The organism is Pseudomonas sp. GW823-FHT02E01, assembly GCF_058797535.1.
Genome location: NZ_JBXAJS010000004.1, coordinates 528,082 through 552,136, shown reverse-complemented (window position 1 = coordinate 552,136; position 24,055 = coordinate 528,082). Strand labels below are relative to the sequence as shown.

17 protein-coding genes are annotated in these 24,055 nt (G+C 59.0%); 12 read left to right on the top strand and 5 right to left on the bottom strand.

The window, feature by feature from the left end; translation table 11 throughout:
* Nucleotides 1–44: 44 nt before the first annotated feature.
* Entirely contained in the window at nucleotides 45–1,118 is a 1,074-nt protein-coding gene (locus tag AC1RDQ_RS12685) for a fatty acid desaturase (protein ID WP_057712508.1), read from the top strand.
* A gap of 130 nt (nucleotides 1,119–1,248) precedes the next feature.
* Here the strand turns inward: AC1RDQ_RS12685 and AC1RDQ_RS12680 are convergent, their stop codons facing one another.
* The 3 genes from AC1RDQ_RS12680 to AC1RDQ_RS12670 are packed head-to-tail and all read right to left on the bottom strand — an operon-like array spanning nucleotide 1,249 to nucleotide 5,285.
* Entirely contained in the window at nucleotides 1,249–2,859 is a 1,611-nt protein-coding gene (locus AC1RDQ_RS12680) for an arylsulfatase (RefSeq protein WP_492587463.1), read from the bottom strand.
* Between the two features lie 15 nt (nucleotides 2,860–2,874).
* Nucleotides 2,875–3,690 (bottom strand): ABC transporter ATP-binding protein, encoded by an 816-nt coding sequence (locus tag AC1RDQ_RS12675; RefSeq protein ID WP_492587462.1) that lies wholly within the window; start codon nucleotides 3,688–3,690, stop codon nucleotides 2,875–2,877.
* Complete coding sequence (locus AC1RDQ_RS12670) at nucleotides 3,687–5,285, bottom strand: ABC transporter permease (RefSeq protein ID WP_492587460.1); 1,599 nt, start codon at nucleotides 5,283–5,285, stop codon at nucleotides 3,687–3,689. Before AC1RDQ_RS12670 ends, AC1RDQ_RS12675 begins: the two co-directional genes overlap by 4 nt.
* A gap of 403 nt (nucleotides 5,286–5,688) precedes the next feature.
* Here AC1RDQ_RS12670 and AC1RDQ_RS12665 point away from each other — a divergent pair, with 403 nt between their 5' ends.
* The gene (locus tag AC1RDQ_RS12665) at nucleotides 5,689–6,702 is read left to right on the top strand and encodes an ABC transporter substrate-binding protein (RefSeq protein ID WP_154861275.1); all 1,014 of its coding nucleotides are present in this window, start codon (nucleotides 5,689–5,691) and stop codon (nucleotides 6,700–6,702) included.
* A 105-nt stretch (nucleotides 6,703–6,807) separates the two neighbouring features.
* Here AC1RDQ_RS12665 and AC1RDQ_RS12660 read toward each other — a convergent pair whose 3' ends face one another.
* The gene (locus tag AC1RDQ_RS12660) at nucleotides 6,808–7,728 is read right to left on the bottom strand and encodes a LysR family transcriptional regulator (RefSeq protein WP_090452450.1); all 921 of its coding nucleotides are present in this window, start codon (nucleotides 7,726–7,728) and stop codon (nucleotides 6,808–6,810) included.
* Between the two features lie 183 nt (nucleotides 7,729–7,911).
* Here AC1RDQ_RS12660 and AC1RDQ_RS12655 point away from each other — a divergent pair, with 183 nt between their 5' ends.
* From AC1RDQ_RS12655 to AC1RDQ_RS12610, 10 genes are all read left to right on the top strand, one after another.
* Entirely contained in the window at nucleotides 7,912–8,832 is a 921-nt protein-coding gene (locus AC1RDQ_RS12655) for a TauD/TfdA dioxygenase family protein (protein ID WP_492587458.1), read from the top strand.
* A gap of 134 nt (nucleotides 8,833–8,966) precedes the next feature.
* Nucleotides 8,967–11,327, top strand: coding sequence for a TonB-dependent receptor (locus AC1RDQ_RS12650; RefSeq protein WP_492587456.1), 2,361 nt, complete (start codon nucleotides 8,967–8,969; stop codon nucleotides 11,325–11,327).
* Nucleotides 11,328–11,586: 259 nt separating this feature from the next.
* Nucleotides 11,587–12,396: an energy transducer TonB gene (locus tag AC1RDQ_RS12645; RefSeq protein ID WP_492587454.1), complete on the top strand. Its 810-nt coding sequence runs from the start codon at nucleotides 11,587–11,589 to the stop codon at nucleotides 12,394–12,396.
* Between the two features lie 44 nt (nucleotides 12,397–12,440).
* Nucleotides 12,441–13,166 (top strand): MotA/TolQ/ExbB proton channel family protein, encoded by a 726-nt coding sequence (locus tag AC1RDQ_RS12640; RefSeq protein ID WP_492587452.1) that lies wholly within the window; start codon nucleotides 12,441–12,443, stop codon nucleotides 13,164–13,166.
* A gap of 1 nt (nucleotide 13,167) precedes the next feature.
* On the top strand, nucleotides 13,168–13,569 hold the full coding sequence (locus AC1RDQ_RS12635; RefSeq protein ID WP_008045412.1) for an ExbD/TolR family protein: 402 nt from the start codon (nucleotides 13,168–13,170) through the stop codon (nucleotides 13,567–13,569).
* A 290-nt stretch (nucleotides 13,570–13,859) separates the two neighbouring features.
* Complete coding sequence (locus AC1RDQ_RS12630; protein ID WP_090452457.1) at nucleotides 13,860–14,441, top strand: alpha/beta hydrolase; 582 nt, start codon at nucleotides 13,860–13,862, stop codon at nucleotides 14,439–14,441.
* 55 nt (nucleotides 14,442–14,496) lie between these two features.
* The gene (locus tag AC1RDQ_RS12625; RefSeq protein ID WP_057712498.1) at nucleotides 14,497–15,423 is read left to right on the top strand and encodes a sigma 54-interacting transcriptional regulator; all 927 of its coding nucleotides are present in this window, start codon (nucleotides 14,497–14,499) and stop codon (nucleotides 15,421–15,423) included.
* Between the two features lie 197 nt (nucleotides 15,424–15,620).
* Complete coding sequence (locus AC1RDQ_RS12620) at nucleotides 15,621–16,685, top strand: hypothetical protein (protein WP_492587450.1); 1,065 nt, start codon at nucleotides 15,621–15,623, stop codon at nucleotides 16,683–16,685.
* A 44-nt stretch (nucleotides 16,686–16,729) separates the two neighbouring features.
* Nucleotides 16,730–21,424 carry an RHS repeat domain-containing protein gene (locus tag AC1RDQ_RS12615; RefSeq protein WP_492587448.1) on the top strand — a complete coding sequence of 1,565 codons (4,695 nt, stop codon included), beginning with the start codon at nucleotides 16,730–16,732 and terminating at the stop codon, nucleotides 21,422–21,424.
* 178 nt (nucleotides 21,425–21,602) lie between these two features.
* A complete protein-coding gene (locus AC1RDQ_RS12610) occupies nucleotides 21,603–22,385 on the top strand; it encodes a MetQ/NlpA family ABC transporter substrate-binding protein (RefSeq protein ID WP_007972924.1) in 783 nt (260 codons plus the stop codon).
* 467 nt (nucleotides 22,386–22,852) lie between these two features.
* Here the strand turns inward: AC1RDQ_RS12610 and AC1RDQ_RS12605 are convergent, their stop codons facing one another.
* Nucleotides 22,853–24,049, bottom strand: a complete 1,197-nt coding sequence (locus AC1RDQ_RS12605; RefSeq protein ID WP_492587446.1) for an AAA family ATPase — start codon at nucleotides 24,047–24,049, stop codon at nucleotides 22,853–22,855.
* Nucleotides 24,050–24,055 lie beyond the last annotated feature (6 nt).

The following is a 24,055-nucleotide window of genomic DNA, read 5'->3' as shown; positions in this document are numbered from 1 at the left end:
TTTCCAAGGCAGGATGCAACCATCAATAACCAGAGGATGGAAGCATGAGCGGTACTTCTGCAAGCCCCCAACGACTGAATGCAGCCCAACGATCGGCCCATATCCGCGAAGTGGTGCTGGCCAGAGGCGTCGAGCTGCGCGAGCAATACCCGATTCTCAAGCATCAGGACGCCCTCGGCGCAGGCATTCTGACCTTCGCCATCGCTGGTATGGTCGGCTCAGCGGCGCTCTACATGAGCGGGCACATGGCGTGGTGGGCGTGCCTGCTGCTCAACGCGTTTTTTGCCTCGTTGACCCATGAGCTGGAGCACGACCTGATCCACAGCATGTACTTCCGCAAGCAGAAGGTGCCGCACAACCTGATGATGGGGCTGGTGTGGCTGGCGCGGCCGAGCACTATCAATCCGTGGATTCGCCGCCATCTGCACCTCAATCACCACAAGGTGTCGGGCTCTGAAACCGATATGGAAGAACGCGCCATTACCAACGGCGAACCATGGGGCATCGCGCGATTCTTGATGATTGGCGACAACATGATGTCGTCGTTCATCCGCATGCTGCGGGCCAAGACCTGGGCGCAAAAGATCAGCATCGTCCAGCGCACCCTGAAGGTCTACGCACCGCTGGCGCTGATGCATTGGGGCGCCTGGTACGTGTTTCTCGGTTTCCACGCAGCGAACGGCGTTGCACATCTGATGGGTGCACCGATCGAGTGGTCGGCGACCACGTTGTCGGTGATGCAGGTGATCGACATCGCGGCGGTCGTGATCATCGGCCCGAACGTGTTGCGCACGTTCTGCCTGCACTTCATCAGCTCGAACATGCACTACTACGGTGACGTGGAGCCGGGCAACGTGATGCAGCAGACGCAAGTGCTGAACGCGTGGTGGCTGTGGCCGTTGCAGGCGTTCTGCTTCAACTTCGGCAGCAGCCACGGGATCCATCACTTTGTGGTGAAGGAACCGTTCTACATCCGCCAGTTGACAGTGCCGGTGGGGCACAAGGTGATGCGCGAGATGGGCGTGCGGTTCAATGATTTCGGTACGTTTGCACGGGCCAACCGGTTTGAGCGCAAGGACGAATTGGTCGGGGATAAGGTGCGTACGGCTCGGGCTTGATGGTTGTTTGTTAAGGCCTCATCGCGAGCAAGCTCGCTCCCACAGGGTGTGTCGGTGTGAATGCGATCTTTGCATCACATCGGCCAGTGTGGGAGCGGGCTTGCTCGCGAATGCGGTGCATCAGGCAATATCAATCCGGCTGAAACGGCGACTCACTCAAGATCACCCCTGTCTCATCCACATACCGCTGCCAATGTTCGATCAAGGCACTGAGCTTCTGCGGTTGGCTCGACGCCAGGTCATGAATCTCCCCCGGATCATTGCCCAGGTCATACAACTGCCAGGTCGCCGGCCCCACCGGTCCCGGGATGTAAACCGCCTTCCATTGCCCTTGCCGAATCGCCCGTCGCCCGAACAATTCCCAACCGGTGACGGTGTGCTCGTCATGCACTTGCGCCGTCTCGCCCGACAAGAACCCAAGCCACGACTTGCCTCGAACTTCCGCCACGGGTTTGTCGTGCCACTGCTTGCCTGGATGACGCACACCGGCCAGATCAAGAATGGTCGGCGTGATGTCCATCACCGTGCCAAACCCATGGCTGATCTGGCCCTTGAGCGGCAGCTGCGGGTAGTGCACCAGCGCCGGAACACGTATCCCGCCTTCGGTCGTGAAGGCTTTGAACAGCCGCGACGGCGCGGTCGCCACTTGCGCCCAGTTCGGCCCGTACCAGACGTAGGAGTTGGCGCGACCGATGTTGTCCAGGCTGTTGTCGTAATGCTGGTTGAGATAGGTCAGCAACTGCGGGCCGAATTTCGGAAAGGCCTCCAGCAACGCCCCTTCGGCACCGTTATCGGACATGAACAGGATGAAGGTGTTGTCCAGTTGCCCTTGCTGGCGCAAGTAATCGACGACCCGCCCGATGTTCCAGTCCATGCGCTCGACCATCGCCGCATAAACCTCCATGGCCCGCGCGGAGATCTGACGTTGCTCGTCGTTCAGGGCATCCCATTGTGCAGTCAACTGGATCAATGGATGCGGCTCGACATCGGCCTCGATCAGCCCCAGTTTTTTGAGTTTTTCCAGACGCTCTAGTCGCAGTACTTCAGGGCCGGCGTCATAGCGCCCGCGGTATTTTTCCACCACCTCGGCCGGCGCCTGCAGCGGCCAGTGGGGCGCGGAAAACGGCAGGTAGGCGAAGAACGGCCGGGTCTGGTCGCGCTCCTTGAGGTATTGCAGCAGCTTGTCGCCAAAGGCATCGGAGGAATAAAAATCCTTCGGCAGTTCATCGATGAATTGGTCGTCTTCGATGTACAGCGCCGGGGTGGATTTCAGCAGCCGTGGCGTCGTTTCATCGTAGGTCGGCTCGAAGCCGTAATGGTTGGCCGCGCCGGGCAACAGCGAAAACGAACGCTCGAAACCCCGGGCGTGAGGCGCCAGCTCTGCGGTCAGGCCCAGGTGCCATTTACCGCTCATCAATGTCTGGTAACCGGCCTCGCGCAGCAGCTCGGGCAGGGCGACCACGCGGTCGTTCAGGTGTCCTTCGTAACCCGGTTTGCCGATCAGGTCGGGGGTCAATGCTTCGGCCATGGTGCCGATGCCGGCGATGTGGTGATCGGTACCGGTGAGCAACATCGAACGGGTCGGCGAGCAGGTCGGTGCGGTGTGGAAGTCGGTCAAGCGCAGGCCATTGTTGGCCAGTGCATCGAGGTTCGGCGTGTTGATTTCGCCACCGAAGGCGCCGATGTCGGAAAAGCCCAGGTCATCGGCCAGGATCACTAGAAAGTTGGGACGTTGCGGCATCAAGAATTTCCTTTTTCAGTAGGCAATGAAGGACAACGGCAGATCGCGGACCTGCACCGGCACGGGGGGCTGGTAGTGATCGTCGCTGGTGAGTTCGTGAAGCAGTTCCTCGCGTAACTGGTGGAAGTCGAAACTGCTGCGCTGGCGCGGATGGGGCAGGGCAATGTCGACCACTTGTTTGATCCGCCCCGGACGCGGCTCCATCACCACGACACGGTCGGCGAGGAAGATCGCTTCCTCGACATCGTGGGTGACCAGCACGGTGGTGATTTTTGCCCGGGTGCGGATCGCCAACAGTTCGTCCTGCATCTGCTGGCGGGTCAGTGCATCGAGGGCGCCGAAGGGTTCGTCCAGCAGCAGAATCCGTGGGCTGGCCACCAGGCCGCGAGCAATGGCCACGCGCTGGGCCATGCCGCCGGAGAGCTGGTGCGGATAGGCGCGGGCGAAGTCGCCCAGGCCCACCAGTTCGATGAAATCATGGATGCGCCTGTGCTTTTGCGCAGCGCTCAATGGCTCGTTGACCAGGCCCAGGCCGATGTTGTCGGCCACGCTCAGCCACGGGAACAAGCGATGCTCCTGAAAGACGATGCCGCGCTCGCCGCCGATGTCGGTGACGGCTTTTCCGTCCACGCTGATTTGCCCGCGGAACTGCGTATCGAGGCCCACCAGCAGCCGCAGCAAAGTGGATTTGCCGCAGCCGCTGGAACCGACAATGGCGACGAACTCGCCCTCGGCGATGTCCAGGTTGAATTCGCGAATGGCCTCAAGTGTGAAGCCGTCGACGTCGAAGGTTTTGCCCACGTGATTGAAGCTGACAATCGGTGCGTTCATGCGTGTCTCCAGCGAGTGACGCGGATTTCCAGGCGTTGGCCAATGAGGTTGAGCAGGGCGCCGGTCAGGCCCACCAGCAGCATGCCGGCCATGATCAGGTCCATGCGCAGCAGTTGCTGGGCGCCGATCATCTGGCTGCCGATGCCGCCGTTGGACGGCATGAAGTATTCAGCGCCAATGGTGCCGAGCCAGGCGTAGATAAGGCTCAGCCGAAGCCCTGCAAAAATTCCCGGTGCCGCGCCCGGTAGTACCAGTCGAACCAGGCGCTGACGCAGACTCAGGCGCAACACCTGCGCGGCCTCGTTCAGTTGCGGCGAGAGGTGGGCGACGCTGCGTTGGGTGGCGATAAACAGCGGGAAAAAGGCGGCGAGGGCAACGAACACCCACTTGGCCAATTCCCCCAGGCCGAACCACGCGGTGAGCAGTGGCACCCAGGCGAATATGGCGATCTGACGGATGGCGGCGAGGGTTGGGCCGAGCACGCGTTCACTGGTGCGCGACAACCCCAGCAGCAATCCCAAGGCAAACCCGAGCCCGCCACCGAGCAGCAACCCGCCAAGGGTTCGGCCCAGGCTCAGGGCCATGCCACCAAGCAATGTGCCGTCGAGCAAACCATCCCGAGTGGTCTGCAGGACGGCCAGCGGGCTGACCAGAATGTTCGCGTCGATCCATTGCTGATCCGAGGTCAGTTGCCACAACGCCAGAAGCGCCAGTGGCAGCAGCCACGGTTGCAATCGCTGCCAACCTTGATAACGCGGCCCGCGACGGATTTCGGCCGTGGCCGGGTGCGGCCAGTGCACCAGTTTCCTATCCAGCAAACCGATGCCGCGATCCATCGCCACACCGATCAAACCGATCACCACAATGCACACGAACACGATGTCGAGCATGAACAGCTGCCGGGCCCAGACCATCAGGTAGCCGATGCCTTCACTGGAAGCGAGCAGTTCAACAGCGAGCAGTGAAGTCCAGCCGGCGGCCAGTGCGAGGCGCACACCGGCCATGAATGCCGGCAGTGCGGCAGGCAGCACCAGGCGTCGGATCAACAGGTGCCTGGGCAGGCGCAACACGGCGGCGGCTTCGCGCAGTTTTGGTTGTGCATCGCGCACACCGACCAGTGTGTGCAGGGTCACCGGCACCACGATGGCCTTGATCAGCACCACCAGTTTCAGCACTTCGCCAATGCCGAAAAACACCATGAACAATGGAATCCAGGCCAGGGTCGGAACTTGCGCCAACCCGGCGAAGGTTGGAAATACCAGACGCTCCAGTCGACGACTGAAGCCCAGTGCGGCACCCAGAACAGCGCCTGCGCTGATCCCTGCCAGCAGCCCCCAGAACAAGCGTTGCAGGCTGATCCACAAATGGCTCCACAACTCGCCTTGGGACAGTTCCAGTGCGCTGTTCCAGACCAGGGTTGGCGCCGGCAGGATCTGCTCGCTCATCCAGTGATTGCGGCTGGCGAGCCACCAGAGCGCAAACAGGCTGAGGGGTAATAGCCAGGGCAAGAGCCGCTGGCTCAGCGTCGGCCAACGCCGTCGACCATCAAGCCGAGGTGCGGCCAGCGGTAGGCTCAGAAGAGAAACACGGGCCATGGGTGACCTCCGTTGTCGGGTTGCAATACAGGCCTGCTTTTTTGTGGGAGCGAGCTTGCTCGCGATGAGGGCATGTCAGGCGACTCATGTGCTGGATGACACACCGCTATCGCGAGCAAGCCCGCTCCCACAGGGTCCAAGGCGTATGCAAAATTGATCTATAAAAATTAAAATCAATGCTATTGAGAGATAAGCGAAACCATTTAAGGCCTCCATAAGCCACTGCATCCAATGCATTCGAAGAATATTTTTGATGCTGCCAAGGCATACGCCACGGAGAGGTCCGCAGGCCTTGATATAGATCCAAATAGTCTAAAAATGTGAATTTATAGTATTTAAGTGTTGGTTCTACTTGGGCCTACTTTCGGCTCCTCAACGCCCGTTGCCTCAAGGAGCCGCACCCATGAACCTTCCCTTCAAACGTGTCATCAGTCTGTTCGCCGCACCGGCCCTGGCGGGTCTGCTGGCTTTCACGGCCAACGCTGGTGAACTCAAGGAAATCCGCATCGCCGTGCCGGACCTGAGTGCCGGTACCCAGCACAGTGGTGGCGGTGTCGTGGATGTGCTGCGTGATCAACAGATCTTCGAAAAGGCTTTCGCCGATCAAGGCATCAAGATTCAGTGGAGCTTCTTCAAGGGCGCAGGCCCGGTGATCAACGAGGCGTTCGCCAACGGTCAAGTGGACCTGGCCTACCTCGGCGATCTGGCGGCCATCATCGGCAAGTCCAATGGTCTGGATACGCGACTGCTCAGCGCCTCGGCGCGCGGGGTGAAGCATTACCTCGGCGTGGTGCCGGGTTCAGGGATCAAGACCCTGCAGGACCTCAAGGGCAAACGCGTGGCCATCTTCCGTGGCACCGCCAGCCAGCTGTCCTTTGACGCGGCGCTGGCTAGCCAGGGGTTGAGCGAGAAGGATGTGAAAGTCATCAACCTCGACTTCAACGCGGCGGTCGCGGCGCTGGCGGCGAAGCAGATCGATGCCTCGTGGGGCGGTTCCGGGCTGACGGCGTTGCAAGCCAAGGGGCTGGCCGAGTTACCGCTAAATACCAAGGACCTGGGCGGTGCGGGCAGCGTGCAGGCGGTGCTGATAGGGACTGGAAAGTTTGTCGATGCGCATCCGGAGGCGGTGGCGAAATTGCTCAAGGCCCAACAGCAGGCCGTGGAGTGGCTGACCCAGGACAGCAACAAGGACGCCTACATTCAGTTGGTGTCGGGGCTGGCGAGTTATCCGGCGGTGATCCTCACACAGGACCTGAAGGATCAGAAACTGAGCGAGGTGTTCCCCTCGACGCTTGACCCGGTGTTCCTCGGCAAATTGCAGGATGCCGTGGACCTGGCTTCGCAGCAGAAGCTGATTCGCAAGTCGTTCAAGGTCAGTGATTGGGTGGCGCCGGAGTTGGCTGCTGCGAAGCTCTGAATCTTTAGTGAATTCATTGGCCTCATCGCGAGCAAGCTCGCTCCCACACTGACCGTGTGAACACTGGAGATCCCCTGTGGGAGCGAGCTTGCTCGCGATGAGGCCCTAAACCGCAACGGGCATCTGCTGCCTGTCCACCGCCACCAACGTTTCGATCATCGCCCGCGCCGCCGGTGACAACCGGAACCCGGTGCGGCTGACGATCCCGCACCGTGCGTTCATGCTCTCTATGTTCTGCGGCAGGTTGCGCCAGTGCAGCAGCACCAGCGAGCCCTGGGCAATGTCTTCAACAAACGCTTCTTCAGTCCCCACGCCGATGGCGTTGGATTGCAGCACCACTTTCACCAGCGCCGGAAAATGTTCGGTCTCGATGGTCGGTGAAAAATCCACCCGGCCACTGAGGTTCGCCAGCAGTTTGCGAATGCCCGGCGGGATCTTCGTAGTCGCCAGCGGGTAATCGAACATGTCGTTGGTCGACAGGCTCTCCTTGGCCAGCAGTGGATGCCCTGGCCGGCAGAAAAACACGCCGCGCTTGGGCGTCAGAGCCTGGGTCTGGAAGTTCGGATCGGACTCGAAATGGCGGATGTCGGCGATGAAAAATTCGATCTCTTCACGGCTCAGGGCGCGGCTGAGTTTCTCCCAGTTATCCACCTCGAAACAGGTGCGCACTTTCGGGTGCGCGTTGATGAACTGCGCCACCGCATCCGGTACCAGTTTCACCGCCGGTGCCGGGCCGCAACCGAAGCGCAGTTCACCGGCATCGAGCTTGGTCATCTGCGTCACTTCGCAGCTGAGCAGCGCAGCACCCTGCACCAGGCTGCGGGCATGTTGCAGCACCACCAGGCCTTCAGGGGTGGGGCGCAAATCCTTGTTGCCACGGTCCACCAGGACGCAGCCGAACTCGTGTTCGAGCCCCTGAATGCTGCGGCTGAAGGCCGGCTGGGTAATGCCCATGGCCTCGGCCGCGCGCACGAAACTGCGGTGTTCGTCGAGGGCGATGAAGTAACGCAACTGGCGAAGATCCATATGCTTTTCCGGCATCCTAAAAATAGCTCGAAGGCATTTGCGACGAGGGTTGACTGAGGTTTTAAATGCAACCTCTTATTCCGTCAACGAAGCATGTAGATATCTATTAGATCTAAATAGAATATAGATAGAGCAGTGTTTCGCGGCCGGTTCAACCGCAAGCAGTCTGATGAGGGTCTACCCATGAGCAATGCCGCTTTCGCAGTACAACCCGCTGTTCACGCGCTTGAAATCCATCCGGTGGCCGGCCGCATCGGTGCCGAAATCCGTGGCGTACAGCTTTCGGGCGAGCTGGATGCCGCCACTGTTGAAGCCATTCAACAGGCACTGCTGCAATACAAAGTGATCTTCTTTCGCGAGCAGACCCAGCTCGACGACCAACGCCAGGAGGCGTTCGCCCACCTGCTCGGCGAACCGGTGGCACACCCGACCGTACCAGTGCGCGAAGGCACGCGTTTTCTTCTGGAACTGGACGGTGCCGAAGGCCAGCGAGCCAGCTCTTGGCACACCGATGTGACCTTCGTCGAAGCCTACCCAAAAGCCTCGATCCTGCGCTCGGTGGTGGCCCCGGCTTTCGGCGGCGACACCCTGTGGGCCAACACCGCCACTGCCTATGACGGGTTGTCGGTGGAGCTGCGTGAGCTGGCCGACAAGCTGGTCGCCGTGCACAGCAACGAATACGACTACGCCGGCACCAGGCCTGATGTTTCGGCCGAGAAGCTGGAGCGCTATCGCAAGATCTTCACCTCGACCGTGTACGAGACCGAGCACCCGGTGGTCCGCGTGCACCCGGTCAGCGGTGAGAAGAGCCTGTTGCTGGGGCATTTCGTCAAACGCATCAAGGGTTATTCCCAGGCCGATTCGGCGCACCTGTTCGGTCTGTTGCAGAGCCATGTGAGCCGCCAGGAAAACATCGTGCGCTGGCGCTGGAAGGCCGGTGATGTGGCGATCTGGGACAACCGCTCCACCCAGCATTACGCAGTGGATGACTACGGGACCCAGGATCGCATCGTGCGCCGGGTGACGCTCAAGGGGGAAGTGCCGGTGGGGGTGAACGGGCAGGTCAGCCAGACCGTGAAAGGGCCGGATATCGACGGCGTCTGAACTGACGCTATCGCGAGCAAGCTCGCTCCCACAGGGGATCTTCGGAGTTCACAGGATCAGTGTGGGAGCGAGCTTGCTCGCGATGGCGGCCTGGCAAGCAACACAGCATTTACTTTGATCGGGAACCCCGCCTTATGAGTCCGTTGCACCTCGCTTCAACCTCTTCACCCCAACGGCTCAAACGCCTGCCACTGGCCTTGTTGCTGGCAGGCAGCGCCGGTTGGACCCAAGGCTATGCAGCCGACAGCGCCACCCCGGAATCCATTCCGGCCAAGGCCGCCACGGCCGACAGCGCGCAATTGGAAACCGTGACGGTCACCACTCGCCGCCGCGAAGAAAGTTCTCAGGATGTGCCGACGCCGATGAGCGTGGTCAGCGGCCAGACTCTGGAAACCCAGCGGGTCTATCGCATCCAGGATCTGCAGCAACTGGTGCCGAGCGTCAACGTCGCCTACATGCATGCGCGCCAATCCAGCGTGTCGATCCGTGGCCTGGGCAACAACCCGGCCAGCGATGGCCTGGAAGGCAGTGTCGGCCTGTACATCGACAACGTTTACCTCGGCCGCCCCGGCATGGCCGTATTCGACCTGATGGACATCGAGCAGCTCGAAGTGCTGCGTGGTCCGCAAGGCACCTTGTTCGGCAAGAACACCACCGCCGGCGTGATCAACATCAGCACCCGCGCGCCGACCTTTACCCCTGAACGCAGCATCGAATCTTCGGTGGGCGAGGACGGCTACTTCCAGACCAAGGGCACGATTTCCGGCCCGCTGAATGACGAACTGGCGGGACGTTTTTCCGCGTATCGCACCCGCAGCGACGGTGACATCAAGAATGAATTCGACGGCCACGATTTGAACGGTGGCTCCCGCGAAGGCTTCCGTGGGCAGTTGCTGTTCAAGCCTAACGAGTCGTTCAACTTGCGCTGGATCGGCGACTACAACGAGGAAGATTCCAGCGCCGGCACACGTGTGTTGTACAACACCGGCCCAACCATCAATGGCACCAACCTGTATCAGACCCGGGCCAACGCGGCGGGCGCGACACTGGTCGACGGCACGCACCGCAAGGTCAACCTGAACAACGAACAGCACGTCACCGTGCATCAGGGCGGTACTTCGGTCGAGGCCAACTGGACGCTGCCAAGCGACTTCACCCTGACCTCTATCAGCTCCTATCGCTGGTGGAATTTCACCCCGCGCAACGATGATGGTCTGAACGTATCCGCCTTCCACAACGCTGGCGTTTCGGTGGAGGATAAGCAGTACTCTCAGGAGTTTCGCCTGGCGTCGCCTACCGGTGGATTCTTCGATTACGTGCTCGGCGCCTACTACTTCGGTTCCGACCTGGACAACAAATCCTTCACCTTCTACGGACCGCAAGCGGACATCTGGAGCGGCACCCCCAACGGTGCACTGAACAACGTCGACAGCGTCGGCAACGGTCATATCGAAACCAACAGCTTTGCGCTGTTCGCCCAAGGCACCTGGCACTTGACCGAACGCCTGGATTTCACCGCCGGGCTACGTGGCACCTATGAAGAGAAAAACGCCAATGTCACGCGCGAGGCACCGGTCGGTGGCGTTGCGGTAACCGGTGCGGCCGCCGCAGCACGGCGCGGTCGTGCCGGGGCTTTCGATTCCGGCGATCTGAATCAGTACAGCTCCAGCCCTTCGGGTCTGTTGAACCTCAGCTACCGCATCACCGACGACCTGCTCACATACGCCACCTTGTCCCATGGCGAAAAATCCGGCGGGGTCAATCTGGCGGTAGGCACGGCAGCGGTTGCCGGCGCCGACTCGCTGCTGATCGGCACCGAGCGCGCCAATAACGCCGAGCTCGGTTTCAAGAGCACCCTGTGGGACCGTCGCCTGCAACTCAATGCCAACCTGTTCTGGACCCAGGTCAACGGCTATCAGACCAACGCCTACGACGCCATCAATCGCGTGCAATACCTGACGAACGCCGGCTCCGTGCGCTCCCGTGGCGTGGAGTTCGAAAGCACCCTGATCCCGCTGCGTGGCCTGACGCTGAACATCAACGGCTCGTACAACGACGTCAGCTACCTCTCCTACAAGGACGCGCCGTGCCCGCCGGAAGTCAGCCTGGCGCCGGGCGCTCCAGCGTCCTGCGACCTCAGCGGCCATCAAGTGGTCGGTGCTTCGAAATGGATCGGCAACGCCAATGGCGAATACAAATGGAACCTGAGCAACGGCTTCGAAGAGTACGTCACCGCCAGCTATGCGTTCCGCTCCAAAGCGGTGGGCACGGTGGAAGATTCCGACTTCGGGCAGATTCCGAGTTATGCGGTGGTCAACCTGTCCACCGGCCTTCGCGGCGACTTCAACCAGGGGCAGTGGGACGTTTCGCTGTGGCTGAAAAACGCCTTCGACAAAACCTACTACACGACGCTGTGGACGGCCGCCAATGGCGGTTATGAAGGCCTGCTCGGCACACCGCGGACGCTGGGCGTGACCGGTCGATATGACTTCTGACGGCGAAAAACCATGCCTTGGATGAATACTTTCAATGCGGGCAAGGCATCGGTTTTTTTCCACTACGCCGGAGCCCTTGAACGGCGGGCTCTGGCGGTGGGTGATGGTTTTATATATTCACTAAAGGTCTAAACATAAGTTTAAACATTACTTTCAGAGCTAAGCGTTCAAGCCAATGATTGCTCTACCAGGACGTCGTCGGGGGGATGTTCAGCACGACGTTCCGGTAATCCGCAAAGAGACCGCAGGGAGTTAAACAATGGGCAATGTCCAGACCGCCGCCGGTGCACATGAAGTGCTGTGGCGCCAGGCACCCGGTGGTGAGCTGGTTGACCTCGGCCGACCGCACCGGGTGCCCTTGGGCCAGTTGCGTTTGCAGCGCGCGCCACAAGGCGTCCTTCGCCGACGGGAAACGATCGTGCTGGGCTTGCTGGCGTTGCTGGTGCATGGCGCGGTGATCTATTGGGTTAATCAGCAACCGACCACCGTGCTGCCCATCGTGCCACCGCAGATTCCGCCGATGACCATCGAGTTCTCGCGTCCGGCGCCACCGGTGGTCGAGCCGCTGCCACCGCAACCTGTCCAGCCAGTGGTTGAGCCGCCTGCGCCCGTGGAAGACGAACTGGCTGTGAAGCCGCCGCCACCGAAGCCGGTTCCCAAGCCCAAACCGGTTGCCAAGCCGATACCGAAACCGGCGCCCAAGGCCGTTGAGCAACCACCCGCGCCGCCGAAACCGGCAGCGCCCGTAGCGGCTCCTGCGCCACCTGCTCCCCCGGCCCCAGCTCCCGTGACACCTGCTTCAGCGAACGCGGGCTACTTGAAAAACCCGGCACCGGAATACCCCTCGCTGGCCCAGCGTCGTGGCTGGGAAGGCACGGTACTGTTGCGCGTGCATGTGCTGGCCAGCGGCAAGCCCGGCGAGGTCCAGATCCAGAAAAGCAGCGGCCGCGATGCGTTGGACGAAGCAGCGCTGAACGCGGTGAAGCGCTGGAGTTTCGTGCCGGCCAAGCAGGGTGATGTCGCCCAGGACGGTTGGGTCAGCGTGCCCATCGATTTCAAGATTCATTAAACCGAAACCAAATTCGCGCGAAACGTTTACACGAGGAATACATCATGACGTTACTGGCATCTCCACTTGAATCCATCGAAAGCGCGGTGATCTGGCTGCTGGTGGTTTTTTCCGTCGCGACCTGGGGTCTGGCATTGCTCAAGGGCGTGCAGTTCGGTCGCCTCAAGGCACAGGATCGAAAGTTTCATCAACAGTTCTGGGCCGCTTCGAGTCTCAACTCGGCGGCCGAGCTGAGCGAAACCCGGCCCGGAGCGGCAGCCCGGGTTGCACAGGCCGGTTATGCGGCCATCCAGGTGGGCGAGGCGCCGCAGGCGGCGGACTTGAGCCAGGCGATCAATCATCAGGATCGTCTGGAGCGTGCCTTGCGACAGCAGATCGTGCGCGAGCGCCGGTCGCTGGAAACCGGGTTGGCGGTACTCGCGAGCATTGGCAGCACCTCGCCGTTCATTGGTTTGTTCGGCACGGTGTGGGGAATCATGGAAGCGTTGAAAGGCATCAGCGCGGCGGGCTCGGCAAGCCTTGAAACGGTCGCCGGGCCGATTGGCGCGGCACTGGTCGCCACCGGCGTAGGGATCGCCGTCGCGGTGCCGGCGGTGCTGGTTTACAACTATTTTTTGCGTCGTTTAAAACTGACGGCGGCGGACCTGGATGACTTCGCCCACGACTTCTACAGCCTGGCGCAGAAGAGTTCGTTCCGTGTGCTGATCCACCCGACGGCGCACAAAGTGGCGGCCCAGGGCAGCGTGCAGAAAGTGAAGGAGGCGTCCTGATATGGCCTTCTCCACGCAAGACACCGATGAGGTGCTCAGTGAGATCAACGTGACGCCGCTGGTGGATGTGATGCTGGTGTTGCTGGTGGTGTTCATCGTCACCGCACCGCTGCTGACCAACGCCATTCCGATCAACCTGCCCAAGACCGAAGCGGTGGCGCCGGTGGAGCAGAAAGACCCGTTGGTGGTGAGCATCGACGGTGCCGGCAAACTGTTTATCAACAAGGACGAGATACAGCCGGACTTGCTGGAGTTCAACCTCAAGTCGGCGAAGGCCAAGGACCCCGAGGTGCGCGTGCAGTTGCAGGCGGACGATGGGGTGAATTACGGCGAAGTGGCACGGGCCATGGCGTCGATTGAACGGGCAGGGATTACCAGGCTGTCGGTGATTACTGCGCGTTAACGGATTTTCGTTTTCCGGGGCCGTCTCCTTGGCAGGGTGCGGCCCTTTTTTTATGCCTCGATTTTCGCAACGCCGCGGTACCCCTGTGGGAGCGAGCTTGCTCGCGATGGCGGTGGATCAAACGACATCGATGTTGAATGTCCGGACCCTATCGCGAGCAAGCTCGCTCCCACAGGTTAAGTGTTTTATATTCGATATAGGTCTTAATAAATAGCTTCTTATTCCTTAACGAATATAAATCCTCTCCCTATACTCGACCTGGAACAGACACGCAGCAGGAGAGCTCCCCCATGCGCAACGAATCAATTCGCTACCTGATTGTGCCGGGCTGGCAAGGATCGCCAGAAGATCATTGGCAAAGCCACTGGCAGAACAGCCTGCCGAATAGCGCACGGGTGGAACAGGCCGACTGGTTGACGCCGCGCCGTGAAGACTGGGTCGCGGCGCTGGCCGAGGCGATTGCCGCCGACAGCACGCCGGTGATTCTCATTGCCCACAGCCTGGGTTGCATCACCGTCGCCCATTGGGCCGCGAGTGCCCCCGTGCAGTTTTTGCGTCAAGTGCGCGGCGCCTTGCTCGTCGCACCGGCAGATGTCGAACGCCCGGCTTGCGCGCCGGCGTTGCGCAACTTCGCACCGATACCGACGGATCTGCTGCCGTTCCCCAGCCAGGTTGTCAGCTCCGACAACGACAGCGCCGTCAGTGCACCGCGGGCCCTGGAGCTGGCGCGTAACTGGGGTGCCGAGGCGGGGATTCTGTCGGGGGCAGGGCACATCAACGTGAAGTCCGGTCACCAGCGTTGGGAGCAAGGTTTTGCCTACCTCTATCGACTGCAAAACCGCATGGAACACCACGCCCTGCGCCGCGCTTGAACACTTTCTTTATTTAACGCCCCCGTCTCCCGGCGGTTTTGGGCGGGAGTCTGCCATGAGCTTTGAAACCTTCGGCCAGCCGCTGCTGACCTTTCCCGATGCGGAAAAAAGTCCCCTGAGCATCCGCGCCAAGGCGCTGGTGTTTGTCGATCCGCGTTCACGACAATTACGTGAAGACCTTGAGCAACTGGCCACGCGTTCAGTGTCAGTGCTTATCCGTGGCGAAACCGGCACCGGCAAAGAGTTGCTGGCCCGCCATATCCACCGCGCCAGTGATCGCGGCGGGTTATTCGTGTCGGTTAACTGCGGCGCCATCAGCCCGACCTACGCCGACGCCGAATTGTTCGGCTATGCGGCGGGCAGCTACAGCGGCTCGGCGAGCAGCCGCGCCGGGTGGTTCGGTTCGGCCAATGGCGGCACGCTGTACCTGGACGAAATCGGCGACCTGCCGCTGCCGATCCAGACCAAATTGCTCGCTGCCCTGGAGAACCACGAAGTCACCCGCGTCGGAGCCCTTCAGCCGAGCCCGGTGGATGTGCGTCTGGTGGCGGCCACCAGCATCGATCTGGCCCAGGCGGTTGCCGCCGGAAAATTCCATGAACGCCTTTATCACTACCTCAGCGAAGGCCAACTCGAACTGCCGGCACTGCGCGAACGCACAGGTGACATCCTGCCGCTGGCCGAATACTTCCTCGGTATCTACAGCCAGCGTCTCGACTTGCCAGTGCCGTTGATCAGCGAAGCGGCGCAGCTTGTGCTGGAACGCCACAGTTGGCCGGGCAATACCCGGGAACTGGAAAACGTCATCCACTTTGCGCTGTTGGTGAGTACCGGCGACGAGATCTTGCCGGAGCATTTGAATTTGCCGGTTGTCCGTCCATCTGCGGTTCTTGTACGAGGATGGATAGATCAACTTATTCAACAAGGAGATGTCGCTGAAGTCCGGGCGCTGAAAGAATATTTCACAAGCATCAATATATAAGCACGTTTGTTGGCGTTATAACGAAGCCGGGCAATTGATGGTTGCCTGGTTTTTTTATGGGCGCTGATTCTTGCTGTTATATTTTGTACTATTTGCAGTGTAGCTGTAACAATTTTCTGTTTTGTGGGTTGATAGGTTTTGACATATCTTCTTATTTCTCCCTGGATACATTGATATCCGTCATTGTTAAATATCATATGAAAAAGGATTTTTCTGTGAAGTTTGTTGGAAATAATGCTGCGATAGCTCCAGGTGTCGACGATGAGTTGAAAGATATCAATCTCCTTGTCGATGGTTATATGCCTGCTGACCCGGAGATGGCGCCCCAGTCTTTTCAAGAGGCTGATTCTCCTGAGTGGATAGACCTCAAACGACTTCAGGTTTTCTCGACTTCGGGCGGAAACATAATTTACGCCAACGGATACCAGCAGTTGAGATTGATGGTAGTTGTACAAGCTGTCGACGAAGGGCAAAAGGTAGTTGGAATTTCCGAAAGCGAGCTCGACAGCATTCAATTGCTGGATGCCTATTCCGGAAAAGCCCTGCCGATAGACACCATTCGAGACGGTGAGGAACCAGTATGGAAGTGCATGCTGGAGCGAAGTTTGCCGTACGCGCCGTTTCCTCACACGGGTGAACTGCATGGCCCGGTTGTGCGGGGGAAAGGCATCTTTCTCAAGGAGTTCTACGTCAGCAGCAACTCACCCGACCCCGTCAAGCTGATTGCGGCCATTACCCGTTCGGACGGTGAGGTGTTCTATTCGGAAGAAACCTCGGAATTCGGTGAAATAAGCCTGAGGACCGTGCCACCGCCGATCTATCGAAAAGAACAGTTCAGGGTCAAACACCTGTCCGCCAACTGGAAGCCGACAGAGAACGTTGCCAAGGTTGATCGATATGTCCTGGACCTGTTAGTGGACCAGCAGCATATAAAATTCGTCGATTGCTCGATTACCGGCGTGTTGCGGGCACGCAGTGAACATCCTGACTATCTCGGGTACTACGCCGTTGGCTATTTTAATGGGCTCAAGTCTAATGACGGCGCGGAGGCATTGTGGGAAACAGCCGATCAAATTGCGACCTACCATGATGAGCAAGGCAAAATAACTTTTTTGATGCACTTTGCCAGAAAGGGCGGAGAGTCCACAGTTCGATATGATCAATTGTCGGTGAAGATGTTTGTTCGGGATATGTATGGGAACGGGCATGAAGTCGACGTCGCAATGAACACCCAAAGCCCTTCGATGATCGAAGTTGTTTAACTTTACTGTATCTGCAGCGTCAAGGAATGATGATGAGTACAGCTATGCCAGAAGTGGAATCCAGCGCGTTCAATTTTTCTGAGTTTATACAGTCTGGAGTGGACGTCCGTACCGGCTCTTATAGTACCAGCATTAATCTCGCGGGGTGGGTGGCCAACAATATCAACGGTCCGCTGATACCCTTCAGTATTTCATTCGATAGTTTCCGCACAACGGATTTCGGTTGGGGACGCGGTTGGTCATTGGGCTTGAGCTCCTACAATCGAAAGACCCGTAAGCTGACCCTTGCTAGCGGAGTTTCTTATCGTGTCTACATCAGCAGAGGGCAGCTCATCGTCCGGGATAAAAAGCTTCAAGACACTCGGGTCACGCTCGACGGCGACAACCTGGTTGTCAGCCATAAAAACGGTCTGATCGAGAGGTTGGTCAGGCCGGATGAAACTTATGATGAATGGTTGCCCGAACATGTCTTCTCCAACGAAGGGCGCTCGATCAATCTGAAATACATGTTGGTGCGGGGCCGTCGCGTCCTGCACGAAATTCACGATCAGCAACAACGCGTCGTGGCCCTGAGTCATGAAACGAAAGATCAACCCGCCAGCATTACCGTATGGCCTGATCATCCGCCAAGACGCTTGAATTTTGTTTTGCGGGTTCGTGATGGTTGGCTTCGGCAGATAACCCTTGATCACGGTTCTGCCGAGCACCTTGCATGGTCATTCGATTACCAGTTACTCGATGGTTTTCTGGTCATGACGGACGTCCGCGCGCCGGGCGGCAGTGTCGAGCGTATCGAGTACGCTCCTCAGAAGCATCGGTTGCCGCTCGGGGCGCCGATCAATGCCTTGCCGGCGGTGCGGCGCAGTGTTCTGGTGCCGGGTACAGGGTTGCCGACGATCACCCGTGTCTATGAATACTCCGACAAAAATTTCCTCGGCTATCAATCGGGACTTCGTTGGGTGCAGGACGGGGACCATCTGCATGTGCACAAAGGACCTTACACCTACTCCTGCACCGAACGCCTGGTTGCGGGGGAGGGTGTTAATGCGGTTGAACTGAGTCGCATCGAAAGAACCTACAACCGCTTTCACCTGATGATCTCGGAAAAATCCATTTCCAACGGCAAGGTTCAGCAAAAAACGGTTGTTTATCACGATGTTGACGGTCTGGACTTCTCCGGTCAGCCCGCCCATTTCCAACTGCAGAAAACAGCTGTCGTCAGTTATGTCGATATTTCCGCGAGCGCCACGCGCCGAACCGAAACCACCCATACGACCTATGATGAATTCGGCAATTTGCTAACCCAGATCAATCCGAGCGGAGCCCGGGAGAACTACGTCTATTATCCGGCCGAAGGTGCCGAGGGTTGCCCCCCCAATTCACTGGGCTTCATCACGGCATTGAAGGAGCGATCGGTCACGCCTTCACCTGATTTTGCCCCGGCGCCGACAGTCATTGTCCGTTTTTCCTACATCGACTTGCCCTCCTTGCGCGAAGGCGGTCATCGGTTTTTGTTGCCTCAAAGCGAAAGGTTGTTTGAAGGCGGGAACAACAAGCCATGCGTGGATACTCGATTCGAGTACATCGATGATGCCAGCGATGCATTTTACGGACGCCTCAAGAGTCGCTCGCAAACCGGGCACAACGGTCACCGCCGTCTCGAATTCAAATATTCAATTGATGGAGATTGGGTAAAAACCCTTCAACGATTGTTCGTGGGTAGTGAAAGGCATGATCGCAATGTCTGGCATGACCGATTTATCGGACAGGAAGTCAAGCTTCGGGATGGGGGCGGCAATGAGTTGTTGAAGAAGTACGACAATCTGAACCGTGTCGTTCGCGAGACAGCGGCATTCGATGGAACGGATATCGCGTCACGCATCACTGAATTCTACGGCGAAAGCCAGTCAGAGGACGGCGCAACCATCGGCATCACCAACATACGGGGAGTGCTGAGCAAGATTTGGCTCGACGGGGTCGGGCGCACGACCAAGATCAAGGTTCAGGATTTCGATTCAGCCGACAGACCATTACGTCTGACCTATGAGGCCCACTACGACAATTTTGGGCGACTGGTGAGCGAAGTCAGCCAGGACTGGTCCGAGGGCAAGGCCACCGAGTCAACCACGACCTACAGCCACGATGGCTGGGGGCGCGTATGCAGAACGGTAGGTCCTGACGGTGTCCCGGTAAACGATGTGTTTGACCCGGTTTCATTGACTCGAACTTGCTGGCTCGACGGCGCTGGAAAAACCCGTTCTGTATTGAACGTGTTCGGTAAGCCGTACCGGGAAGAACGCATCGACTCCGAAGGTGCGGTCACTATCACCGCGACTTTTACCTACGACGGACTTGGGCGTTGCCTGACGCAAACCAACGAGGCGGGATTCGAAACGAGCTTCCGTTATGACCTTTACGGGCGTCTGATCGAGACGATTCTGCCGGATGGCACTTCGATAAAAAAAAAGTATGACCCCCTGAGCACGGGTGATCATCCAATCGAAATCAGTGCCGATGACTACGTATTGGGCACCCGGACTTACGACGGTTTGTTGCGTGTCACTCGTACGACCGTCGGCGGCAGAACCGAAACCAGGACCTATGAAGGTGGTGGCGCTCAAGCTTTGCAGCAAGTGACGGCGGCGGGCGATGTTTTCAGGTTCGCCCTTGATCCCATGCTCAACGGGGCAGTGACCGCGCGGATGGGCGGCCACGCGGAATCAGCCAGGCATCGATTTGATCCATTGACCGGGCAACTCGTCGAAACTTCCAGCCCTGCCATTCAGCGCCGGTTTGAGTACTCCAGGTCGGGCAAAGAAAAGTCCCGGGAGTGGATCTCCAGCGAAGGCCGCTTCGGCACTGCCACTACCCGTTCATTGAATGGGCTGCCCATCAGCTTTATCGATGTCAACGATGTAGAAACTGCTTACATCCATGACGCTGCGGCGCGGCCCGTGGAAATACGGCAGGGACCGGTTCTGGCGAAGTACGCCTACGGTGCCCAGGGCCAGTTGCTGACATTGAGTGTCGAGGACACCGCCTCGAAACGTTCGCTGACGACCACCTTGGTTCACGATGAGTTCGGTCGTGAGATTCAGCGTATTTCGCAGTTCGGCGACGGATCTCGCCTGGAGGTCATTCAAGCGTTTGGGGCCGATGACAAACTTCAGCAACGATCGCTGGTGTCCGGTGCGCAGTCACGTACAGAAACCTTCGCCTACGACAGCCGCGGGCGTCTGACGCGCTATGACTGTGAAGGCACGCAGGCACCGATCGATGCCTGGGGAAAACGCATTGATTTTCAGGCGTTCACCTACGACTACCTCGACAACCTGTTGACGGTGCGTACGGGGTTCGATGGGGAGGAGAACCTGTGCAGGTTTTCCTACGATCGTCCTGACAAAACCCAGTTGAGTTCAATGACTCACAGTCACGCGCACTATCAGCCCGGGCAAGTGAGCTTCGAATACGATGCCAACGGTAATCTGCTCAATGATAACCAGGGGCGCACGTTCAGGTATGACACGCTGAGTCGGCTCGAAAGTGTCGCCAGCGCTGGCAGTCGCACGCACTATCAATTCGACGGCGAAGATCAATTGCATGCGGTGGCTGCCGAATCCGCAGAGTTGATCAGGCTTTTCCATAGCGAACATGCGCTGTGCAGCGAAGTGGCGGGTAACCATCGACGCAGTCTGTTGTCAGGCGACGGCAAGTACTTGGCCGAGCAGCAAGGTGACGATGTTGTCTTGTTTGTCACGGATGGTCAGGGCACCGCCCTTGCTCGTCTTGGATCTCAAGACGAATCTGTTTTGTCCTGCCTTCCTTATGGTGATCGCCCCGCATCGAGCGGACTTGGCGCCCTGCTGGGGTTTCAGGGTGAGCGACTGGACCCTTCAACCGGGTGTTACCTGCTCGGCAGGGGGTATCGGGCCTACAACCCCCGATTGATGCGATTTCACAGCCCCGACAGTTGGAGCCCCTTTGAGGGTGGCGGCCTCAATGCCTATGCCTATTGTCTGGGGGATCCGGTCAATCTCAAGGATCCCACCGGGCATATCCCGACCCTGGGATGGGTGAAAATCGGAGTGACTGCCGCCCTGGCCGCCGCCGCGATTGCCCTCACCGTCGTGACCATGGGCGCAACCGCACCACTCGTGCCGATCTCGGCCAACGCCTTGGCCTTTTTAACCCTGGAGGTCATTTCCGCGACAGTTTCAATTGCCTCCGCGGTTGTCGATGAACTGGCCCCGGATAGCCTTGGCGCCCAGATATTGACCTACTCGTCGCTGGCGCTGGGAGTGGTGTCGTTGGGGGCCACCGCGGTTGCAAAAATTGGCAGTAAAGGCATTGGCTTTGCGTTGACGAAAAGTGTCGGCTCCCTGGCAGACGTGGTGGCTGCACAGCGAGGGGCAGCGCGGGTGGCGGTGGGGCGGCGTCTACACGGCGCTGTTTCTACGGCAAGTGAGGCATTGAGAAACACGGTCAAATTACAGAGCCGGCTGAACAACGTGTTGACGGCAAAAACGGTCACCAGTGGGGTGGGTATCGCTGCCAAATCAGCAATCGTGGTCGCGAATTCGGAAAAGTACGCTGCCAAAGCCGACGCATTGCTTCAAGACTACTGGCCATCACTGACTGAGGGTTTCAGTGCCCAGAAATTTCGAAGCGATGCGCTGGACGCTCTGGAGTCATTCACCCATGAGATTGGCGAGCAGATCATCAAGCTGCGCGGTGTTTGAACAACGATGAGCAGAGATCTAGATTATTTCAAAATGGAATATCAACTTGAATAAAAGTTATTGTTCGGGAATAAAAAATCCCGGTATTGTCCGCTTTACGCCAGCGATAGCACTTCACTGGCACTCTCATGTTCAAGCCGTCGCCACAAGCGACTGTGATTTTCGATAAGGACACTGCATGAAAAAGGTTCTGTTGTTCACCGCACTGGCGGCTGCCCTGACCGCGGGCCTGGCCCAGGCTGGCGAGAAACTGGTGGTTGCCGCGACCCCGGTTCCACACGCCGAGATTCTCGAGCTGATCAAGCCAACCCTCGCCAAAGAAGGCGTGGACCTGGAAATCAAAGTCTTCACCGACTACGTTCAGCCGAACGTGCAGGTCGATCAGAAGCGTCTGGACGCCAACTACTTCCAGACCCTGCCGTACCTGAAGAGCTTCAACGAAGGCAAAGGCACTCACCTGGAAACCGTGATCGGTGTTCACGTTGAACCCTTCGGCGGCTACTCGAAGAAAGTCAAAACCCTGGCTGAACTGAAAGACGGCGCGACCATCGCCATCCCGAACGAAGGCAGCAACAGCGGCCGTGCCCTGATCCTGCTGCAGAAGGCTGGCCTGATCGAGTTGAAAGACCCGAAAAACGCCCTGGCCACGCCGAAAGACATCGCCAAGAACCCGCACAACTTCAAGTTCAAGGAGCTCGAGTCCGCGATGTTGCCGCGCGTGCTGGATCAGGTCGACCTGGACATGATCAACACCAACTACGCGCTGGAAGCGGGTCTGAACCCGGCTAAAGACGCCCTGGTGATCGAAGGTGCCGATTCGCCTTATGTGAACTTCCTGGTGGCCCGTCCGGACAACAAGGACAGCGTTGCCATCCAGAAACTGGCCAAGGCCCTGACCAGCCCGGAAGTGAAAGCCTTCATCGAGAAGAAGTACAGCGGCGCGGTACTGCCTGCGTTCTGATTCGCGAAGCAAACCCCTTCAAGGTTTCAAACGCCGACGGCTGATTTAGCGTCGGCGTTTTTTTATGGGTGCTCGATTTAACTGTGGCGAGGGGGCTTGTCGGGCCGCCGCATCGCCCCGTTCGAATGCGCAGCATTCGCCCAGGGAAGCGCGGGAGATCTGTTTGGGGCCGCTTCGCAGCCCAACGGGGGCAAGCCCCCTCGCCACAGGGGAGCCAGTTGACTCTGAATTGCTCAGGCCGGCCCGGCCTTCAAGGCCCTGCGCAACGCCATCAAGAGTTTCAGAATGTCCTGCGGATCCAGCCGTTGCGGCGGTCGTACGTCTGCCATGTTCTCGTCCTTGTGAGATTTTGGCCGGGATTCTGGCCAAAAGTGGTTCGTCCTTGGAGAGGCGTTTCGAAAAAAAGATCCTTCCTACGGCGCAAGGGAAAATAGACGTCTTCCATCTCCCGTCAAATTACGCGCCGTTCACTCCGGCCAATACCACGCCGGCTCATCCAGCATCCGCTGCCCGACAATCCCGGTCTGTCCGAGATTCTTCTCCAGCACGATGCAATTGCACTCCGGGTCCTCCTGTAACGCCGAAATCAAACGTCGGGCGTGGGACACCACCCATACCTGGCACTGCTCTGAAGCGCGGATGATCAAGCGCGCCAGCGCCTGCAGCAGATCCGGGTGCAGGCTGGTTTCCGGTTCGTTCAATACCATCAATGTCGGCGGCCGTGGCGTCAGCAGCGCTGCGACCAGCAGCAGGTAACGCAACGTTCCGTCCGACAACTCGGCGGCCGACAGCGGCCGCAACAAACCTTCCTGAAAGAACTCGATGGCGAAGCGCCCACCCGGCAGAGGTTCGATGTTCAGTCGTGCACCGGGGAAGGCGTCGCTGATCGCCGCCCGCAAAGCCTCGGGGTCGCCAATTTCGATGATCGTCTGCAAGGCCGCCGCCAGATCGCGTCCGTCGTGGTGCAGCACCGGCGTGCGGGTGCCCAGTTGCGGTTGTCGCGCCGGGGCGTCGGCATCGCTGCGAAAGTGATCGTAAAAGCGCCAGCGGCGAATGGACTCGCGCATCTCCAGCACTTCCGGCGAACTGCGCAGGCTGCCGACCTGATCGAACAGGCTGTCGAAAGTCGGCGTGTGCTGCGCCAATACATCCCACTTTCGATCGGCGCGGGCACGGATCATCGGGCCGTCACGATCGACCAGCAGACTGGCCGGGCGATAGAACGCTCCGGCCCACAGGCATTCGCGTTTGATCTGCGGGTCGAGGCTGAAATAAGACGGTATCGGCGTGCTGCGTCCGGGCAGCATGAAATGGCCATTGGAATCGGGCAGACCGAGGCTGATCGAGTAGCCGAAATCCTCTCCCGCAAACCCCAGGCGCAGGCGTTTGACGCCCTGGCGCACGGTGGGCTCGATGGCGACTTCGCCAGTGCGCATGCGTCGGGAGATGGTTTCCGGGCCGGCCCAGAAGGTCGAATCCAGGCCACCTTCACGGGCCAGGGCATTGACCACCCCGCCGTGGGCGGTTTCTGCCAGCAGGCGCAGCGCACGGTACAGGTTGGACTTGCCGCTGCCGTTGGGGCCGGTGATCAGATTCAGCCGTCCCAGCGGGATCACCAGTTTGTTGATCGAGCGGTAATTGGCCACCGCGAGGGTCTTGAGCATTTGGGT

Excerpts from the sequence above, each read along its gene's own strand:
- AC1RDQ_RS12685 (WP_057712508.1), top strand. The coding sequence starts at position 45 with ATGAGCGGTACTTCTGCAAGCCCCCAACGACTGAATGCAGCCCAACGA.
- AC1RDQ_RS12680 (WP_492587463.1), bottom strand. The coding sequence starts at position 2,859 with ATGCCGCAACGTCCCAACTTTCTAGTGATCCTGGCCGATGACCTGGGC.
- AC1RDQ_RS12675 (WP_492587462.1), bottom strand. The coding sequence starts at position 3,690 with ATGAACGCACCGATTGTCAGCTTCAATCACGTGGGCAAAACCTTCGAC.
- AC1RDQ_RS12670 (WP_492587460.1), bottom strand. The coding sequence starts at position 5,285 with ATGGCCCGTGTTTCTCTTCTGAGCCTACCGCTGGCCGCACCTCGGCTT.
- AC1RDQ_RS12665 (WP_154861275.1), top strand. The coding sequence starts at position 5,689 with ATGAACCTTCCCTTCAAACGTGTCATCAGTCTGTTCGCCGCACCGGCC.
- AC1RDQ_RS12660 (WP_090452450.1), bottom strand. The coding sequence starts at position 7,728 with ATGGATCTTCGCCAGTTGCGTTACTTCATCGCCCTCGACGAACACCGC.
- AC1RDQ_RS12655 (WP_492587458.1), top strand. The coding sequence starts at position 7,912 with ATGAGCAATGCCGCTTTCGCAGTACAACCCGCTGTTCACGCGCTTGAA.
- AC1RDQ_RS12650 (WP_492587456.1), top strand. The coding sequence starts at position 8,967 with ATGAGTCCGTTGCACCTCGCTTCAACCTCTTCACCCCAACGGCTCAAA.
- AC1RDQ_RS12645 (WP_492587454.1), top strand. The coding sequence starts at position 11,587 with ATGGGCAATGTCCAGACCGCCGCCGGTGCACATGAAGTGCTGTGGCGC.
- AC1RDQ_RS12640 (WP_492587452.1), top strand. The coding sequence starts at position 12,441 with ATGACGTTACTGGCATCTCCACTTGAATCCATCGAAAGCGCGGTGATC.
- AC1RDQ_RS12635 (WP_008045412.1), top strand. The coding sequence starts at position 13,168 with ATGGCCTTCTCCACGCAAGACACCGATGAGGTGCTCAGTGAGATCAAC.
- AC1RDQ_RS12630 (WP_090452457.1), top strand. The coding sequence starts at position 13,860 with ATGCGCAACGAATCAATTCGCTACCTGATTGTGCCGGGCTGGCAAGGA.
- AC1RDQ_RS12625 (WP_057712498.1), top strand. The coding sequence starts at position 14,497 with ATGAGCTTTGAAACCTTCGGCCAGCCGCTGCTGACCTTTCCCGATGCG.
- AC1RDQ_RS12620 (WP_492587450.1), top strand. The coding sequence starts at position 15,621 with ATGAAAAAGGATTTTTCTGTGAAGTTTGTTGGAAATAATGCTGCGATA.
- AC1RDQ_RS12615 (WP_492587448.1), top strand. The coding sequence starts at position 16,730 with ATGCCAGAAGTGGAATCCAGCGCGTTCAATTTTTCTGAGTTTATACAG.
- AC1RDQ_RS12610 (WP_007972924.1), top strand. The coding sequence starts at position 21,603 with ATGAAAAAGGTTCTGTTGTTCACCGCACTGGCGGCTGCCCTGACCGCG.
- AC1RDQ_RS12605 (WP_492587446.1), bottom strand. The coding sequence starts at position 24,049 with ATGCTCAAGACCCTCGCGGTGGCCAATTACCGCTCGATCAACAAACTG.